Annotated in this window: 17 protein-coding genes; 7 read left to right on the forward strand and 10 right to left on the reverse strand. The window is 66.5% G+C overall.

Translation table 11 applies throughout. The features are described from left to right. Positions 1-25: 25 nt before the first annotated feature. Positions 26-1,513 (reverse strand): replication factor C large subunit, encoded by a 1,488-nt coding sequence (locus BLU74_RS15905; protein ID WP_089769128.1) that lies wholly within the window; start codon positions 1,511-1,513, stop codon positions 26-28. Positions 1,514-1,639: 126 nt separating this feature from the next. On the opposite strand from BLU74_RS15905, the gene BLU74_RS15910 reads away from it, so the two are divergent. Next, entirely contained in the window at positions 1,640-2,098 is a 459-nt protein-coding gene (locus BLU74_RS15910; RefSeq protein WP_089769130.1) for a pyridoxamine 5'-phosphate oxidase family protein, read from the forward strand. Between the two features lie 42 nt (positions 2,099-2,140). On the opposite strand, the gene BLU74_RS15915 is transcribed toward BLU74_RS15910, so the two are convergent. Further along, complete coding sequence (locus BLU74_RS15915) at positions 2,141-2,566, reverse strand: Tfx family DNA-binding protein (RefSeq protein ID WP_089769132.1); 426 nt, start codon at positions 2,564-2,566, stop codon at positions 2,141-2,143. Between the two features lie 58 nt (positions 2,567-2,624). On the opposite strand from BLU74_RS15915, the gene BLU74_RS15920 reads away from it, so the two are divergent. The 4 genes from BLU74_RS15920 to BLU74_RS15935 are packed head-to-tail and all read left to right on the forward strand — an operon-like array spanning position 2,625 to position 6,240. Continuing rightward, positions 2,625-3,686 carry an extracellular solute-binding protein gene (locus BLU74_RS15920; RefSeq protein WP_089769133.1) on the forward strand — a complete coding sequence of 354 codons (1,062 nt, stop codon included), beginning with the start codon at positions 2,625-2,627 and terminating at the stop codon, positions 3,684-3,686. Between the two features lie 5 nt (positions 3,687-3,691). Then, positions 3,692-4,498, forward strand: a complete 807-nt coding sequence (locus BLU74_RS15925; RefSeq protein ID WP_089769134.1) for a molybdate ABC transporter permease subunit — start codon at positions 3,692-3,694, stop codon at positions 4,496-4,498. Further along, a complete protein-coding gene (locus BLU74_RS15930; RefSeq protein WP_089769137.1) occupies positions 4,495-5,598 on the forward strand; it encodes an ABC transporter ATP-binding protein in 1,104 nt (367 codons plus the stop codon). The genes BLU74_RS15925 and BLU74_RS15930 overlap by 4 nt, the downstream gene beginning before the upstream one ends. A 60-nt stretch (positions 5,599-5,658) precedes the next feature. Further along, a complete protein-coding gene (locus tag BLU74_RS15935) occupies positions 5,659-6,240 on the forward strand; it encodes a DUF7978 family protein (protein WP_089769139.1) in 582 nt (193 codons plus the stop codon). Between the two features lies 1 nt (position 6,241). Here BLU74_RS15935 and BLU74_RS15940 read toward each other — a convergent pair whose 3' ends face one another. Next, complete coding sequence (locus tag BLU74_RS15940; RefSeq protein WP_089769171.1) at positions 6,242-6,784, reverse strand: GNAT family N-acetyltransferase; 543 nt, start codon at positions 6,782-6,784, stop codon at positions 6,242-6,244. A gap of 49 nt (positions 6,785-6,833) precedes the next feature. Continuing rightward, positions 6,834-7,499 carry a metal-dependent hydrolase gene (locus BLU74_RS15945; protein WP_089769141.1) on the reverse strand — a complete coding sequence of 222 codons (666 nt, stop codon included), beginning with the start codon at positions 7,497-7,499 and terminating at the stop codon, positions 6,834-6,836. A 359-nt stretch (positions 7,500-7,858) separates the two neighbouring features. Between BLU74_RS15945 and BLU74_RS15950 the strand changes: the two genes are divergently transcribed. Together BLU74_RS15950 and BLU74_RS15955 are read left to right on the forward strand one after the other, a co-directional pair. After that, positions 7,859-8,566, forward strand: coding sequence for a helix-turn-helix domain-containing protein (locus BLU74_RS15950; RefSeq protein ID WP_089769143.1), 708 nt, complete (start codon positions 7,859-7,861; stop codon positions 8,564-8,566). Between the two features lie 69 nt (positions 8,567-8,635). Further along, a complete protein-coding gene (locus tag BLU74_RS15955; RefSeq protein ID WP_089769145.1) occupies positions 8,636-8,857 on the forward strand; it encodes a hypothetical protein in 222 nt (73 codons plus the stop codon). Between the two features lie 27 nt (positions 8,858-8,884). Here the strand turns inward: BLU74_RS15955 and hmgB are convergent, their stop codons facing one another. From hmgB to BLU74_RS15985, 6 genes are all read right to left on the reverse strand, one after another. Beyond that, positions 8,885-10,222, reverse strand: a complete 1,338-nt coding sequence (gene hmgB, locus BLU74_RS15960) for a hydroxymethylglutaryl-CoA synthase (RefSeq protein WP_089769148.1) — start codon at positions 10,220-10,222, stop codon at positions 8,885-8,887. 100 nt (positions 10,223-10,322) lie between these two features. After that, positions 10,323-11,792 carry a PKD domain-containing protein gene (locus BLU74_RS15965; protein ID WP_089769149.1) on the reverse strand — a complete coding sequence of 490 codons (1,470 nt, stop codon included), beginning with the start codon at positions 11,790-11,792 and terminating at the stop codon, positions 10,323-10,325. An 81-nt stretch (positions 11,793-11,873) separates the two neighbouring features. Beyond that, positions 11,874-13,595, reverse strand: coding sequence for a hypothetical protein (locus tag BLU74_RS15970; protein WP_089769151.1), 1,722 nt, complete (start codon positions 13,593-13,595; stop codon positions 11,874-11,876). Between the two features lie 111 nt (positions 13,596-13,706). Then, the gene (locus BLU74_RS15975) at positions 13,707-14,303 is read right to left on the reverse strand and encodes a DUF2150 family protein (RefSeq protein ID WP_089769153.1); all 597 of its coding nucleotides are present in this window, start codon (positions 14,301-14,303) and stop codon (positions 13,707-13,709) included. Positions 14,304-14,465: 162 nt separating this feature from the next. Further along, positions 14,466-15,314, reverse strand: coding sequence for a TatD family hydrolase (locus tag BLU74_RS15980; RefSeq protein ID WP_089769155.1), 849 nt, complete (start codon positions 15,312-15,314; stop codon positions 14,466-14,468). A 109-nt stretch (positions 15,315-15,423) separates the two neighbouring features. Continuing rightward, the gene (locus BLU74_RS15985; RefSeq protein ID WP_089769157.1) at positions 15,424-16,851 is read right to left on the reverse strand and encodes an amidase; all 1,428 of its coding nucleotides are present in this window, start codon (positions 16,849-16,851) and stop codon (positions 15,424-15,426) included. Positions 16,852-17,228 lie beyond the last annotated feature (377 nt).

Below are 17,228 nucleotides of genomic sequence, written 5' to 3' on the forward strand. Positions count from 1 at the left end.
TGCCTCCGTATCCGCCCGCGGCGACTCACATAAAGTCCGAGAGGCCGGCCTGCCCGTCGTCGTCGTCGGCCGCGGCGTCGTCCGCGTCCTCCGGGTCGCTGTCGCCGTCGTCGAGCACGTCGGCAGCCAGCGTCTGCTGGCTGTCGTCGTCGGCACCGTCGTCCGCGTCGGCGTCCGCCTCGGCGGTGTCGGAGTCCGCCGGGCGTCCGCCCGCGAACGCACCGTCGGCGTGGTCCTCAACCGCCTCCGAGCGAAGTTCGGCCGCGTCCTCGACGATCGACTGGACCTTGTTCGTGGTCTCGCCGCTGCCCGTGACGTACGAGACCGCGGCCTCGTCGAGGTCGTACCACGCCGCCATCGCGACGGTGAGATCGCGGGGCTTGCAGTGGTGCGTCATCGCCGCGAGAAACGGCAGCACGTCGAGGCGCGCGGTCGACATCGAGAAGCCGCCGGACTCGGCGATCGATCGGACGACCTCGTCGCGCGTCGAATCGCGCGTCGAGCGGTACGGCGCGCCGCCGTAGCGCGTCCAGCCACCGCGGGTGTGATCGCGTGCGGCCGCGACGCCCCCGGCGAGGTTGTCAGTGGCGTAGCGCCACCACGAGTAGTCGTAGTCGGTCGCATACACGCGACTGGTCCAGACGTCGGCGTTCGCGAGGAAGTCGTACGCACGAACGAGTTCGTCGTCCTCGTAGACGAGGCCGACCTTGTCCTCGATCCACTGCAACAGGTCCTCTGGCGTCTCGTCGACGGCATAGGCCGTCTGGAGCGCGTCCTGGGCGGACTCCTCTTTCAGCACGGCGTCGAGGAACTCGAAGAGCCCGACCGAGCGGTTCCGCGATCCGGTCGTGACGTCTTCGGGCGTGACGCGGTCCGATCCGTCGGCGGTCGCCTGGAGATCCTTGACCGCCGCGCGGAGGTCGCCGCTGTCGGCCTCGGCGATCTGTTCGAGCGCCTCCGCCTCGAACTCGATGCCCTCTTTCCGGAGGATGTCGCGCAGGACGGGAACGATCGAGCGCGCGGAGACGTCGCGGAACTCGATCTCCTGTGCAGCGTTCCGGAGGCCGTTCGACATCTCGTAGTACTCGTTGGCGATGAGGACGATCGGCTGATTCGACTCTTTGAGCAACTGGGTGACGGCCTTCGCCCCGCCGCGGTCGTACTGGTAGTGGATGTTGTCGGCCTCGTCCATAATCACCAGTTGGCGGCCGTCACCACCGTCGCCGACCGATCCCGAGAGCGTGGCGTTCCGGGAGGCGCGCCCCGCGAGGCGCTCGATGGCGTCCGCGGTCCGCTCGTCGGAGGCGTTCAGTTCGACGGCCTCCCACCCCATATCGTTCGCCAGCGCGTGCGCCGCCGACGTCTTGCCGACGCCGGGCGACCCGTGAAGAACGACGGGTTCGCGGTGGTCGTCCCACGTCTCGGCCCACTCTTTGAGTGCGTCTCGGGCCTTGTTGTTGCCGCGGACCGCAGAGAGCGTCGTGGGACGGTACCGCTCGGTCCAGTCGGTCATTGTCGGAGTGTAGTCGGTCGCGCGTTTAGTGATTGCGGAGCGTCAGTAGCGGGGTCCGGACGTCTGCCACGGGCGTTCGTGCAATTCGAGCAACAATTTATGAGTGTACGTGGCGAACGGGTAGGTATGAGTGATGAAGAGAGCGCGGTGGTGTTAGACCGATCAGCGATCGACGAGGTTCTCGGAACGGGCGGCGTGGGAGTGCTGGCGCTCGCAGACGACAACGAGCCGTACGCGATTCCCATCTCGTACGGCTACGACGGCGACGCCGGCGAGGTGTATCTCCGACTGGGCTTCGGTGAGGATTCCGAAAAGCGGCGGTTTCTCAACAGTTCCGACGGTGTCGCGCTCGTCGTCTCGAACGAGTCCGACGAGGGCTGGGTATCGGTCGTGGTCCGCGGCCCACTGACGGACGTGCCCGAGGCGAGCATCGACGGGGCTGTCGTCGATTCGATCCGCGCGATCGACATCCCGTTCTTCACCGTGTACGACGAGGATCCGCGAGAATTAGCGTACGACCTCTACCGCCTCACCCCCGAAACGATCACGGGCCGGCGCGAGAAGCCGTCTGTCGGTATCGAGTGACGGCGTGCTCCTCACGGGTGACGCATCGGACTCGTCTCGCGATCACGGCGCATCGGTGAACACCTGGACCTCGCCGTCGTTGGTGATACCGACCTCGATGGGCGAGGTGAGTTCGTTCTGTTTCGTACAGCCGTCGAGTGATCCGTACAGGTGCGTGTAGAGTTCCGGGCGGCAGTAGTCGATCTTGACCCCGGCCTCGTCGGCGTGGTCGTAGACGGCGGTGACGAGTTCGTCGAAGCTCGTGCCCGGGTCGACGGAGAACTGGACCGGCGAGCGGACCGTTCGAACTAACTCCAGGGTCCGCCGGGCCTTCTCGACGTTCGCCTCGGCCGCCCGCTCGACGGCGCTGACGTTCGAGTTCGTGGTGCCCAGTCGCTCGGCCACCTCCTGCTGCGTCAGCCCTCGCTCTCTGAGTTCGAGGACCTCCAGTTGGCGCTCGGTCAGCGTCGTCGACTCGACAGCGACCATACCGATCAAACAGAAGTGTTTGAGTTAATCTTTTCCCTCAAAGAACGGTCTATCGCGTATGGCCAAAGAGGACGCCCGCGGAACGCGACGCCGGTTCCTGCGGGCCGCCGGCGTGGCCGCTGCGGCCGGGTTAGCGGGCTGTGCCGGCAGCGGGGGCGGAGCCGAGGGCGCGACTCCGACTGGGTCGGTGACGGGGACGGCGGGCGGCGACAGCGGGTCGTCCGCGACGGTCGCGATCCTCTCTGCCGGGAGCCTCCAGCACGCGCTCGAAAACGGACTGAAGCCCGCGGTCGACGTTCCGGTGCGAATCGAGTCACACGGGTCGGCGACGGTCGCACGGATGATCGCCGAGGGCCAGCGCGACCCCGATATCGTCACTGTCGCTGACACCGCGCTCTTCGAGGGCCCGATCACGCCGCCGTGGTACTCGGTGTTCGCGAGCAACGCGATCGTGATCGTCTACAACCCGGACACCGACGGCGGACAGCGCGTCGCGGCGGCCGGGCAGGACGAGTGGTACGACTCGCTGGCCGACAGTGACGTCAGCATTGGGCGGACGGACCCGGACCTCGATCCCCTGGGCTACCGCACGCTGTTCACGCTCGAACTCGCCTCGCGGTACTACGATGGCGCGTCGGACCTGCGAGCGCGGCTCCTCGAACGGAACCAGATCTATCCGGAGACATCGCTGCTCAGCCAGTTCGAGGCCGGCGCGATCGATGCGGCCTTCGCGTACCGGAACATGGCCGTCGAGCGCGGCTACGACTACGTCGAACTCCCGGACCAAATAGACCTCAGCAACCCCGCACACGAGTCGGCGTGGTACGGGACCGTCTCGTACACGCTGCGGAGCGGCCAAGAGGTCCGAGGCGGCACTATCGGCTACGCCTCGACGATCCGGACGCTGAGCGATGCGGCCCTGTCGGTCTTCGATGTCCACACCACCGGAGACTACCTCACCGAATCGGGGTTCGTCCGTCGCGACGGCTTTCCGATCTACGAGGGAACCCCTCCCAGTCGAGTCCGTGAGGCGGTTGGGGGACCGACCACGACTCGATCGAACCGCGAAACCGACCGCTCGCTGACCGACGGTATTTCCCAACTCACGGTTCTCATCTGAGCAAAATGGCAGCGCACTCCACTCGAGCCGGGGCGGTTCGACGCTTGGACTGGCTCACGGTCACGCTGCTGCTCGGCGGCGTGTTGCTCGTGTACTATCTCGCGCCGATGGCCTCGCTGTTCCTCGCCGTGCCGCCCGGCGAGGTCCTCGGAAAGATGACGAACGCGACTGTGCTGGGCGCGGCAAGCACCTCGTTGCTCTCGGCGTCGATCACGACAGTCCTGGCCACGCTGTTCGGGTTGCCGCTCGCGTACTGGCTCGCCCGCACCGACGCGGTCGTGAAGAACCTCGTTCTCGCCGCCGTGATCCTCCCGCTGGTGCTGCCGCCGACCGTCGGGGGCGTCGTGTTGCTCACCGTGGTCGGGCCGAACACGGTGGTCGGGAGCCTCGCGTCCACGGCCGGGATCCCACTCACTCGGTCGCTGGCCGGTGTCGTCCTCGCCCAGACGTTCGTCGCCTCGCCGTTCGTCGTCGTGACCGCGAAGGCGGCGTTCGAGGCGGTCGATCCAACGCTCGAGTACGCGTCGCGGTCGCTGGGGAAGGGCCGCTGGGCGACGGCCCGGAACGTCACGCTCCCGCTGGCCGGGCCGGGAATCCTCGCGGGGGTGACGCTCGCCTTCGCCCGGGCGATGGGCGAGTTCGGAGCAACGATGATGCTGGCGTACTACCCCCGGACGATGCCGGTCCAGATCTGGGTGTCGTTCGTCTCGCTCGGCCTCGAAGACGCGTATCCGGTCGCGATCATCCTGATTGTCGTGTCGATCGCCGCGTTAGCCATCCTCAACACCGTCGCATCCAACCCGTGGGAATGAGTCTGGAACTCGAAGGGCTCGAACGGGCCTACAGCGGGTTCGATCTCGGTCCAATCGATCTCACGGTCGATCGGGAAGTGCTCTCGGTTCTCGGGCCCTCGGGCTGCGGGAAGACGACGTTGCTGTGGCTGATCGCGGGCGTTCTCCAGCCGGACGCGGGCCGGATCACGCTCGACGGCCGATCGATCGAGGGGCTCCCCCCGGAGCGTCGGAACGTCGGCTTGGTGTTCCAGGACGGCGCGCTCTTTCCGAACATGACCGTCGAAGCGAACATCGCCTACGCCAGTTCGGATCCGGCGTACGCCGCGGAGTTGGCGGAGTTGCTGGAGATCGAGGATGTACTCGATCGGCGGCCACAGACGCTCTCGGGCGGCGAGCGACAGCGGGTCGCGCTCGCCCGGACACTCGCGACAGAGCCCGACGCACTGCTCCTCGACGAGCCGCTATCGAGTCTCGACGCGCCGATCCGCCGCCGCCTCCGGAGCGAACTCCACGACCTCTTCGACACGATCGGGATCCCGGTAGTGCTGGTGACGCACGATCAGCGGACGGCGACGGCGCTCGGCGATCGAATCACGGTGCTCCGTGGCGGGAATGTCGAGCAGACGGGGCCGTCGACTGCCGTCCTCGAACGCCCCGCGACACGGTTCGTGGCCGACTTCACCGGCAACGAGAACATCTTCGAGGCGTCAGTCGCCGCTCGCGACCCGGAGACGGTGACGCTCCGCGTCGGCGACGTTCGGTTCGAAGTCGCCGCCGACGCCGATTCCGGGCCGGCCGTCGGTTCGACGCTCACAGCGTGTGTGCACCCGTCTCGCGTTCGGCTTCGTAAACCCGCAGCGAGTCTAGATCCGGGGGAAGCCCTCGTCGAAGCGAGGGTCCGCCGCTGGCTGAACGAGGGCGACGAGTACCGCGTCGTCGTCGAACTGGAGCACGCACCGCTCACGCTGACGGCGACGGTGTCGCCGCCGGAGTTCGAGTCGCTCGCGGTCGACGCGGGGTCGAGACTCCGAGTCGTCGTCGCACCCGACGCAGTGCACCTGATCACCGCCGAGCGCCCAGACGGACGTGCTGGCACCGAACGGCCCCGTCAAGACTGATCGCGCCCCCCAAATCCGTCAACCAGAAGATACCTACGAGCGGGCGGACATCTTCTATCGATGTCACGCTCTTCGTCGTCACAGGGAAGTCTGGTGCCGCACGCTCGAACCACGCTGATCGGCGCCGCCGGCGGAGCCCTCGCGTTCCTGTTGACGTACGCCCTCACCTACGCCGTGGCGGGCCAACAGCTCTCGAACTCGCTGGCGTCCCGCGTCCTCGAACTCGCGACCGGCGATCCCGGAACGTGGAAGCTCGTCGGCTGGGTGTTCTTCAACGCGCACTACGTCACGACAGAGGTCCCCGGGCTGTTCGGATCGACGGCAGTGAACCTCGTCGGCCGGGGCGACACGTTCCCCGGGTGGCTCTTTCTGCTCCCGCCGGTCGTCCTGCTGATCGCGGGAGCGGTCGTCGGCGTCGTCAGCCGCGCCGATGGAGCCCTCTCCGGGAGCGTTGCGGGTGTGACAACAACCGTCACCTACCTGCCGCTCGCGCTCGTCGGCGCGTTCCTGTTCTCCATTCCGGTCGGCGACGCGTCAGCCGGGCCGACGCTCGTCACCGCGATCCTCCTGGCCGGCCTCGCCTACCCGTTGGTCTTCGGAGCGGTAGGCGGCGCCCTGGGATCGTTCGCCGGCGGGGAGTGACTCACAGCTCCCGGGCGACCATCTCGCCCCAGTGCTCGAAGCCGTATCGATCGTAGAACGCCCTCGCCCGCGGGTTTTCGCGGTCCACGTCGAGTACGATCCGATCGAGCGGGAGCGCCTGCGAGCGAGCGCACGCGAGGACGGACTCGAAGAGATCGTCGGCGACGCCCGTGCCGCGCTGTGCCGGCCGGACGTAGATCTCGTTGAGCACGGCGGCGTCCCAGACGAACGCCAGCGACTCTGGGAGGACGAAGGCGTACCCGACGAACGGCGGCGTCGACTCGGCCGACCCGTCGGTTCCGGCCGTGGGCTCGGCCACGACGACGCAGTCGGCGTCCTCTTCGACGCATTGACGCACCCACGCGAGCCACCGATCGCGGTAGTCGTCGGTCAGTTTCGCGGCGTACGTCGCTTCCTTCTCGTCGCTGCCGGTCCCGGAGCCGAGTCCCAGCTCGAAACGACGTTTCAACGCCCAGAGCGCGTTCGCGTCGTCGGCTGCTGGGTCGTACGGGCGGATCGTGATCGCATCTGCGGGATCGGTCATCGTGCGTGTTCGATCGAGCGTCGACAAGAACGCACCCATTCGTGGCCGCTCAGTCGGCCTGCCGGAGCCGGACGGCCGTCACGAACGCCGACAGCGGGAGCAACCACGCGCGAAATCCCGTCATCGCGACGGGAAAGAGCCGCTCGACGCGCTGCTGGCTGTCGGCGTTCCCCCCGTCGCCACCGTCCTGGCCCAGCGTCGGCTCTGAGTCGAGGACGGTCCGGAAGTCGAAGTTCGCCGTCGTTCGCGGCCCATCCTGTGTCTGGGCGGGCGGCGAGAGGTCGACGAACGTCTGAATCCATCCCCGATCCGTGGAGTAGAACAGCCGTCCGTCGACGGTGTAGAACTGGTCGTGGAGCGGGTAGAAGGCGTTGACGCCGCCTACCACGAGATCGGGGACGATCGCCGCACCGAACAGACAGCCCACAGCCACGAAGGCGACCTGCACGCCGCGCTGCCCGTAGCGCTCGCGGAGTGACGAAGCCGACCGGAGTCGCGTCTCCCAGAGGAGCACGACGAGCACGAGCGCCGGCAGCAGGAACGTGTGACCTACGGATCGGTGCGCGCCCGAGAGCAGCGGCTCGACGGCGACGTCGAGATCGGGGAGGACCGTCACGCCGACGACGACGAGCGCGCTCCGGCGATCGAACGCCTCACCGAGAAGTCCGGCCGCGAGCAGGAGCGCAATCGCCACGTGAACGAGGGTCGAAGGCACCGACGGGTACTGACGCGCCGGCGGACTTGAACGTTCCTGCAGATCGAGTCGCGACCAGAATCGACGCGACGAGGATCACGCCTGCCTCTCGGTGGGGACTGAAACCCCTGGCGAACAGTCGGCACGCCTCGCGGCCCCGCGTCGACGTGCCGAACAACCGCGGTCCGACGCGGGGTCAGTCTCAGACCACATCCCCGCTGGTCCCGTGCTGTGATATAATGCTTCGCCCCTCTTCCCGGTGTCACGCCGAGTGTGCGTCGTCGTTCGTCGAACCCCACCTTCGATACGCTTTTGCACCTGTCTCGTCCACCTCCGGGCAGAATGCACCGAGTGCGAGCGAGTGACGGAGGCGCCCGACCGTGACCACGGTCCCCCGAGAGGAGTTGGCGCGCCGCATCGCGGGCGAGATCACCTTGAGCGACGACCCCGGCGCGACGCTCCGGAAGTGGCGGACGGACTTCGACGTCTCCCAGACCGCCCTCGCCGAACAGTTAGACGTCTCCTCGTCGGTCATCTCCGACTACGAGAGCGGGCGGAGAGAGAGTCCCGGCATCGGCGTCGTCCGCCGGATGGTCCAGGCGCTCTTAGCGATCGACGAGTCCCGCGGCGGCGGCCGAATCCGCCAGTACGCCCGCGTCATCTCGGCCGGCTTCGAGAGCGATATCGTCCAGGACCTTCGTGAGTACCCGACGTCGATCCCGCTGGAGACGCTCTACGATGCGATGGACGCGACCGAACTCGTCCGCGGTGATCAGGATCGGATCAGCGGCCACACGGTCATCAACAGCATCGAGGCAATCACCCGTCTCTCCTCGGAGGAGTTCTACCGTCTCTACGGCCAGTCGACGTCGCGCGCACTGGTCTTCACCGGCGTCACGCGCGGGGAATCGCCCCTGGTCGCGATGCGTGTCGTCAACCCGACGCCGAACGCGGTCATCCTCCACGGCCTCACCGAGGACGACCTCTGGGAGCACGCCCCGTCGCTGGCGACGATCGATGGGTTCTCGCTGGCCATCTCGAACCGGGACCTAGAGGAGACGCTGGAGGATCTGCGACGACTCCCGTAGAGCGGCTGCCCGCTCGATCAGTTGGCAACCCCACGTAAGACTTTCTTCAGCCGCCCACGTGGACCCGATATGTCCACTGCGACGGTCTCGACTCCCGACACGGACGAGGCGTGCGCGTACTGTGACTCGCAGATCTTCGATCACGATCCGATCTGCGTCCGCGACTGCGACGACGACTGTGGATCACCCACGTACTTCTGCAACTACGCGTGTCTGTCAGCTCACATTGAAGAGCGCGACCTGATGGCGGGCGACGCCTGCCGGTGGTCGCCAGAAGACGGATGCTGTTGAGTCACGCTGGCGGAGCGGCCCGACAGCCTACTCGATGTACTCGTAGCGCCGTTCGTTCATCCGGCCCCAGCCGGTGAAGACGAACTCGTCCTCGGGCGCGGTGAACTCCTCGACATCGGCCTCCTTCTCGTGGTTGTGGACGTCGTGGATGAGTTCGTACTCGTCGAAATCGAGGTCGTATCGGGCGTCTAACTGCGGCGCCACGTCGACGGCCTCGACGGCCTCGCGCCAGCCGTCTTGCACCGTCTCGCTGTGGATCTCCGCCTGCGCTCCGGAGCCGTACGAACCGACGAGCAGCCGCTTGCCCACGAGATCCACGTCGTTTTCGACGGCCGCACTGAGTGCTGAGAGCCGCGCGACGTGCACCGAGCCGGTGTACCAGTTGCCGACCTGTCCCGAGATGTCGACGGTCGGATCGATCGCCCGTTCGTACCACTCCTGGTACCGTCGGGTCTCTTTCAGTTCGTCCATATACGCCCGAATCGCGTCCTCGTACGCCTCGCGGTCCGGGTAGTCGTCTTCGCGGGGCTGCATCCCGATGTCGTCGGCGAGGGCGTCCTCGATCTCGGTCCCGCGCGTGATGTGGCGGTAGCCGAGCAGCGCGGCCTTCCGAACCATCCCCGGATACGGCGTGTGGAACGGGAAGTACACGAAGTCGTCGGGGTGTGTGTCGCCCGTGACCGACTCGTAGTCTTCGAGCGCCTCGCGCATCCGAGCGAGGTACACCTTGATCGACCGCTTGCCGTCGACGCTCGGGAACTGCTGATTCGGCTTGAGGAAGTCGGTCTCGTCGGCGCTACCGTACCCCTGCTCGGTCGAGAGCGCGACGATGTCCGGGTCCTCGTCGATCAACATCGCCACCGCGCCCGCACCCTGCGTCGCCTCGCCGGGATCGCCGCGCTCGTAGAGCGCCGTGTCGGTCGCGATCACGAGCGCCGCGCGGCCCCTGTTGCGACCCGCGCGGATCCAGTTGTACGCGTCGTCGATGCTCTGGGTGCCCGCCAGGCACGCGAACTTCCGCTCGCCCTTGTTCGCGTGGTGGAAGTCGCCGTCGTAGACCTGTTCAAGACAGCCCGCGATGTACGTCGAGACAGGCTTCGAGTTGTCGAAGGCGGACTCGGTCGCGACGTCGATCCGGCCGATGTCCTCGGGCGTGAGCCCCTTCCGGTCCAGCAACTGTTTGGCGGCGTTCGCCCCCATCGTGACGATGTCCTCGTACACGTCGGGGAGCGAGGAGTACTCGATTCCGATCCCCTTCGTGTACTTTCCGGGGTCTTCGCCTTTGACCGGGGCGAACGTGTTCGGGAGGTCGAGCCGAAGTTTCCCCGTCCTGATCTCGATCGCGTCGATGCCGACGGCAGTCATAGCTACCACGTCTCCCGTATCGCTTATTGATGTGTCGATGCCGGTGTCGACACGTGTCGAATTATTGGAGAGTGCGTAGAGGCGTACTCGGGCCTTTCAGTCACTCCAGCAGCCTCAGAAGAGAGCCGAAGATACTGTCTTCGTCCTCCGGCCCGTCGCTCGGCCCATCATTTTGATCGGGTCGATCGCCCAAGAACCGCTCGAATAATTTCTCCAAGAAGTCAGGGATCCAGGGCGGCCCGATATCCTCTCGCTCGAACTCGTCGGTCGGGACCGCCGTCACGTTCACTCGATCGGAGTCGGTTGCATCCGACGTGTCGGTCACCGTCAATTCGACCGTGACGTTCCGATACTCCTCTTCGGGGAGCGCCAGGAGCACCAGTTTGGGCTTGGTGCTGTCAGCATCGACCAGATCGAGTTCGTCGCTCTGGAAGTCGCCGCGGTCGACGACCTGCCAGTCGTACTGCAAGTCGTCGCCATCGGGGTCGAAGCTTCCGCTTCCGTTCAGTTCGACGTACGGGTCATCGAGGTCCACGTCGCCTCCGTCACTGTCCGCGAACACGGGCGCGGAATCGATCGTCACCGCCGGGCGGACCACAGCCGATCCGGGTGCCCTGATCGAGTTGGACCCGTCTTTCTCAGATTCCTCGGGTGGTCCGGGCTTATCGTCCGGCGGTCCCCGGCCGTCTTCGGATCCATCCCTGTCCTCGTCGTCACCGTCCCACGTCCGATCCTCGCCCGCGTCAGCGACCGGCGGGCGGTTGATCGCCTCGACGGTGACGGAGACGGAATCCCTCCCGGACGCGGTCCCGTTCTCCGCGGTGAACTCGACGGTCACAGTCCGGTTCCGGTCAGTGACATTCTCGCGGACCTCGAAGGTCGGGTCGAGCGTCTCCGCGTTCGTGATTTCGATCGCGTCCGGGGAGAGTCCGTCGTCGTCGACGACGCGCCACTCGTACGCCAGATTGTCGGCGGAGTCCGGAACGCTCCCGTTCAGTCCGACGGCGGATCCCGCCTCGCCCGACACCCGCCGATCGTCCCCGGCGTCGACGGCGATCGTCAACTCACCCGCGCCTGCGCCCTCGGCGGAGCCGTCGCCGTCGGACGTCGTGGACGACTCGACGGTCAGACTCCGGCTGACGACGATCCCCGACGAAGCGTCGACGAGCGTCACCGTGACCTCGCTGCCCGCGGACTGGGTCCAGTCCAGCGCCCACGTCTCGCCGGGCTCGAACCGTCCGTCAGCGTCGCCGCCGCGGACGGTCCCGTTCTCGAAGCCGAAGTCGTATTCGCCGGAAGCGTTCTCGACGGTCACGCGAAGGTCCGCCGTCGAGAGCGTCGCACCGCCGTTGTGTGACAACGTCAGTTGGCGCTCGGTGGCGGCGATCGAGACGTCGACCTCGGCTCCGACCGCGCCGCCGGCACCGCCCGCCGCTCCGCCACCGGCCCCGCCCGTCGTCGAGGCGACGTAGTACGCTCCGAACGTCGTCGCGCTCACGACGACCACCGCGATGAGCAACAGGCTCGCGAGGGATTCCGTCTGGGCGCGGTGGTCAGTCGGAGCGGTCATTGCCGACTGTTCGTATCGAACGGAATTGAAACCTCGTCTTAGAATATCAGATTTGAATCTCCGTGGAGTACCGAGCAGTGATCACGGCTGGACTTGGAACGTAACCGTCGTCGGGTCAGCGTTGGCGTCGGAGTAGTAGAACGTCACGCTCACTTGGTCATTCTCCATATTTGCTTCCGAACCCCCGTTTCGGAACTGTGCGAAGGTCACGGTCAAGTCGCTGCCAGAATTGACCGTGATCGAGCTACTGAGCTGTCGCGTGTTCCCCAGTGTATAGTAATCTCCATCGCTGTCTCCGGATTCGTAGAACGTGGACGAACCGTCGGACGCGAGGTACATCTCGGTGTTCCCTTCATCGCTTCCTCCCTGTTGCTCGAAGATACGGTTTGCACCGTCCGAGTCGATCGAGATTGATTCGATAGTCAAGGACGACGCCTCTTGGTTCGTGACAGTGAACTTCACGTACCCCTGGTCCGGACCGCCACTGAACGACTGCTGGCTGAGGCTCCCGAAGGCGTTGTCACCGCCAGGATCGGGTCCCCCACTACCGCCGTCACCACCATCGCCACCTCCACCACCAGCCGCCGACTGAATCTCGGGAGTGTACTGGACGTTCTCGGGGAGACTCCCGTCGAACGACGTACTCCGGACGTTGTACTCGTCGCCGTCGGCGGCTCGCCGGTAGGTGATGTTCACCCAGTCGTCGCCGGGTGCGGGCGCGGTGTACTGGTATCGGTACCGTCCCGGTTCGACCGTCACGCCGTTCGGAATCGACGTCCGCTCGCTGGCGGCGAGGACGTTCGCGGGGACGGGGTTGTTGTACCGATCGCGTGACTCGACGACGAAGGGGTACGTCCGGTCCTCGAAGGGCTGTTCGACGAGGTCGTCGACGCTGGTCAGATACGCGGGCTCGGTGGTGCCGATGTTCGTGCCGACGCCGACCTTCGAGAGCTTCAGCTGGTAGGTCACCCCCGGCTCGAAGAACAGTTCGACGCCGTCGGGGCGGTTCTCGACGGCGTACACGTGTGCGGTGTCGGAGCTGTTGTCGGGGTCGTACTGACCGGACTGATCAAGCAAGCCCTCCCACGTCTCGTTGTCCAGCCGCGAGGGGAGCACCACCGAGACGTCGCCGCCGTCGCTGTCGTTCGAGATGCTGACTGTCCGCGTCGAGACGCTCACCGCGCGGGGATCGACGGTCAGCGTTCCCGATCCGCTCCGAGAGAGGTCTCCCGAGAGCACGATGAGTGAGATACGCGATCCGGCGACCACCGGCTGCCCGGTCAGCGTGAGGTTCCCCGAACGGAAGCGATTGTACACCACGCCGTTCTCGTAGACGGTCGTCGGCGCGTTCTGGAAGTTCGCGTAGTTCGGCTGGTAGACGAGCGACGTCGTCGTGTAGTTGCGCGGCGTCCCGTCCCAGAAGTCGTCGGTCTCGGGGTAGTCCGCGGTTGCCGTCGTGCTGTCGTTCGCCTCAGCGTTCTGGATGCTAATGTTCCCGAGGGTAGTCGTCGAGAGGGAGCCACTCGGCGGTGCCGGATTGACGGCGACGACTCTGGAGGGATACCGCGTTCCGAGTTCGACCCCGACGGGCGCGGAGGACTCCGTCGCCGCGGTCCCGAGGATCGCGTTCCGGACTTCCTGCATATCCGCCTGGACGCGCTGGTTGTGCTGGAACTCGACCTGGCTGTTCTGGTCGGGGACCACCGTCGCCTGATACAGCGAGAGCGTGACGACGAGAAACCCGAGGAGTAGGACAGCGCCGATCTGGACCGTGACGGCCCGCTCGTCCCCCCGGAAATCCATACCTCCGAATGTGCGATTGCCAGATAAAAACGTGCCGCCCGTCGGGTGATACCGAGGCCGTGATCCGCCGGGCGGGTCCGCCGCTCGTGACGCGGCGTACGGCCGAGTCGGTCAGTCTTCCTCTTCGACGACCTCGGGGTCGCTCATCGCGCTCTGGAGGCTGTCGAGTCCGTTGACCCACTCGGAGACGAGCCCGTACTCCAGGTCCTCGGCGATCGCCATATCGAGTTCGTCGCCGTGGATGATCCGCGTGCCCGCCTGCACCAGATAGCCAAGCGCCGCGTCCATGTCGTCTTCCGCCTCCGCCGCGGCGGCGGCCTCGACGTACTCGGTGAGCGGCACCTCTTCGGCCGCGCCGGCGACGATGTACTCCTCGGCAGCGTAGAAGACGCAGACGAGGCTCGTCTGGACGCCGTCGACGAGCATCTCTTTGTCCTCGCGCGCGGCGTCGTCTTCGATGTCCAGTTCGGGCTCAGAGAGGACGATCGTGCGGACGCGTTCGAGTTCGTCGATCGCTTCGTCGTCGTCGAGACGGTCGTCCTCGTAAGCGGAGACGATCTTCGCGATCGCGATGGCGGCGTCGTCCTGGAGATTCAACAGCAGGCGCGCGGAGTCTTCGTTCTCCGGATCGAGGTCCTCTTCTTCGACGCGCGAAAGCCAGTTGTGCCAGCGTTCTTCGGTGTAGTAGGTCTCTTCGGCCTCGGTCATACTGCACCATTCCCGCCGGGATTCAAATGCCTTTCTTGTCGAGCGCTGGAACGAGGCGGTCACGACGGGTCAAGAGAGGCCCGTAGCGGGGGTGAATGTGGAGATCACGGCGTGTTTCGGTCGCCCTCGCGTTCCGGTGCGCTCTCGGGCCGCCTCTCGGCGCTACCGTGACAGCGTCGCCTCGGTGTCGATCCCGTAGACGTGGTCGGGCGTCTCGACGTGCGCGTTGGCGACGGCATCGTCGTGGCCCGCGTCGAGCAGCCAGCGGACGCGACGCGGGACCGTCTTCGGGCCCAGGACCGCACCCGGCCGGTCCGGGTCGTCGACGAAGTCCGTCTCCATCAAGAACGGTTCGGCCCGGTCGGCGGCGACTTCGAGCCGATCTTTCTCGCTCATCACGCTCGGGGTCGGCCCCGCGAGCATCCCGCCGGCGTAGTGCTTGACCACGCGGTGCGCGGGCAGTCCCCGCGTTTCGGCCCACTCGGCGATCTTGGTCAGATCGTCCGCCGCCTCTGTGTGCAACTGGACGGCGCAGTCGAGGTCGGCCGCCAGCGAGAACGCGTGGCGCATCACGTCGTTGGAGGCCCTCCAGACCGCATCGGAGACCTCGTAGTGCGGTCGGCCTGACTTCAGGGCCAGTGCGTCGCCCGCGCGAACAAACTCAGCAGCGCGGTCGAGGCCGGCGCGCATCAGTTCGCTCGCCTCCTCGGGGGCGAATCCGCGGTCCTCGACGAGGCGTGAGACGAGTCCGGGGTGAACGCCGAGTACGGGCCACGCGCGGCCGGGCAGCAACTCGCTGGCCTCGGAGACGACGTCCACGGTCGTCTCGAAGACGGAGTCGAAGTCGTCGCCCGTCTCGGCCTCGACGCCGAGGAGCCACGACGGCTTGTTCACGACGAGCAGGTGCGTCCCGCCGAGCCGCGCGAAGTCGCGGACGGCCTCGAGTCCGCGGCCGTGCTCCGGGTCGAGGTGGAGGTGGTTGTCGAGGACCGGGGTACCGAGGTCTTCCATACCCACCCGTCGAAGCTCCTCGCAAAAATGTCGATTGCTTTTCGCGCCCATTCTCCGTCTCCCGCGAGCGCGCTGGCCCGCGCCGGTCGAACAGCGCCGCAGTCGACGCTCACTCGTAGAGGTACTGCCACGGCCGCTCACGCTCGAACGCGGCGCTCGCAGCGAGCACGGTCTCGTCACCGAAGCGCGGCCCCACGAGTTGCGTCCCCACCGGTGCTGATTCGTCGTCGGTCCCGGCGGGTACCGTGCCGGCGGGGTGGTCCGTCCAGTTGAACGGCCACGTGAGCAACCGCCGCGCCACCCAGTCCCAGTGGTCGTGCGTCGGTCGGAGGTCCGGGGCCGTCGTCCCCGTCGTCGGCGTCACGAGGAGGTCGTACGCCTCAAACACCGACTGGATGGCGTCGAACATCCGGGTCCGGACGATGCCGGTGTCGGCGAGGTCGTCGACGCCCCGGTCGGCCGCGATGTCTAGCAGTTCGATCAGCGAGTCCGAGAGTTCGTCTCGTCGCTGTGAGAAGTCGATCTCGGCGTGCTGTTCGATGTTTCGGGTGATGCTCCGCAGGTGGACGGCCCAGGTCGTGAGGAAGGCGTCTTTGAGTTCGTCGGCCGTGAGCCCGTGATCGAGGCTGATCTCCTCGACCGTCGCCCCGGCGTCGACGAGCGCCGAGAGCGAGTCCTCGACGACCGACTGTACGGCGGGATCGACGTCGAACACGCCGAGGTCCGGACTGTACCCGATGCGGAGGTCTGTGATCGAGCGGTTCACGGCCCCCAGGAAGTCCATCTCGAACGGGAGACTGTCGGGATCGGTCGAGTCGTAGCCGGCTAAGACGTCCATCACCTGAGCGGCGTCGGCGACGGTCCGGGTCAGCGGCCCTTTCACGTCGTGGTGAACACTCTTCTCGAACGCGTTCGGGCGAGTGTCCAGCGGGACGAGGCCAAACGAGGGCTTCAACCCGTAGATGCCGCAGAACGAGGCCGGGATGCGTACCGATCCGCCGGCGTCGCTGCCGATCGCCGCCGACGTCATCCCGGCGGCGACGGCGGCGGCGCTGCCGCCCGAGGACCCACCGGCGTTTCGGTCGCCGTCGAACGGGGTCGCGGTCGGCCCGAGGAGTTCGTTGTCCGTGACCGCAGCGTGGCCCAGTTCCGGGACGTTCGTCATCCCGAGGACGATCGCTCCGGCCTTCTCGAACCGCTGTACCGTCGTTGCAGTCCGCTCGGCGACGGCGTCAGCGAACGGGACGCACCCCAGCGTGTTCCGAACGCCGGCCTTCGGATTCTCTAAGTCCTTGAGAGCGATCGGAACTCCGTGGAGTGGTCCGAGTGCTTCTTCGGGGTCGTCGACCGCTCGATCGGCCTGCTCGGCCGCTCTTCGCGCTGATTCGTCGGTGACGGTGATGAAGGCGTTGAGGTCGTCATTGTCCCGAGAGATGCGGTCGAGGTATGTCGCGACAGCATCGCTCGGCGCGACGTCCCCGTCGCGGATGCGCTCGGCGAGCGTCGTCGTCGGGACGAAAGGATCGACACGCTGCATAGGAAGACGTTCGTATCCAACCCTCTCGCTTACTCTGTATATACTCTCCGCATAGTCGGACTGCGACGGTGGGTCCGACCTGCGTCAGGCGGCCTGCGTCGAACAGTCCGCGTCAGGCGGCCTGCGTCGAACAGTCCGCGTCAGGCGGCCTGCGTCGAACAGTCCGCGTCAGGCGGCCTGCATCGAACGGTCCGCGTCGGGACTGTACGCGATCCACCGTCCGCCCCATAGCGTTAAGTAATCCTTCCAATCATACTCAACCAGCCGATTTATGCGGGACACCGAGCGGGGTGACGAGCCCGTCCTGACGGAGCCGCGCTCCGACCACATCGAGATCCTGCGGTCGAACACCCGAACAGCGATCGGGATTCTCCTCG

The sequence above is a fragment of the Halobellus clavatus genome (assembly GCF_900107195.1).
GTDB lineage: Archaea > Halobacteriota > Halobacteria > Halobacteriales > Haloferacaceae > Haloquadratum > Haloquadratum clavatum.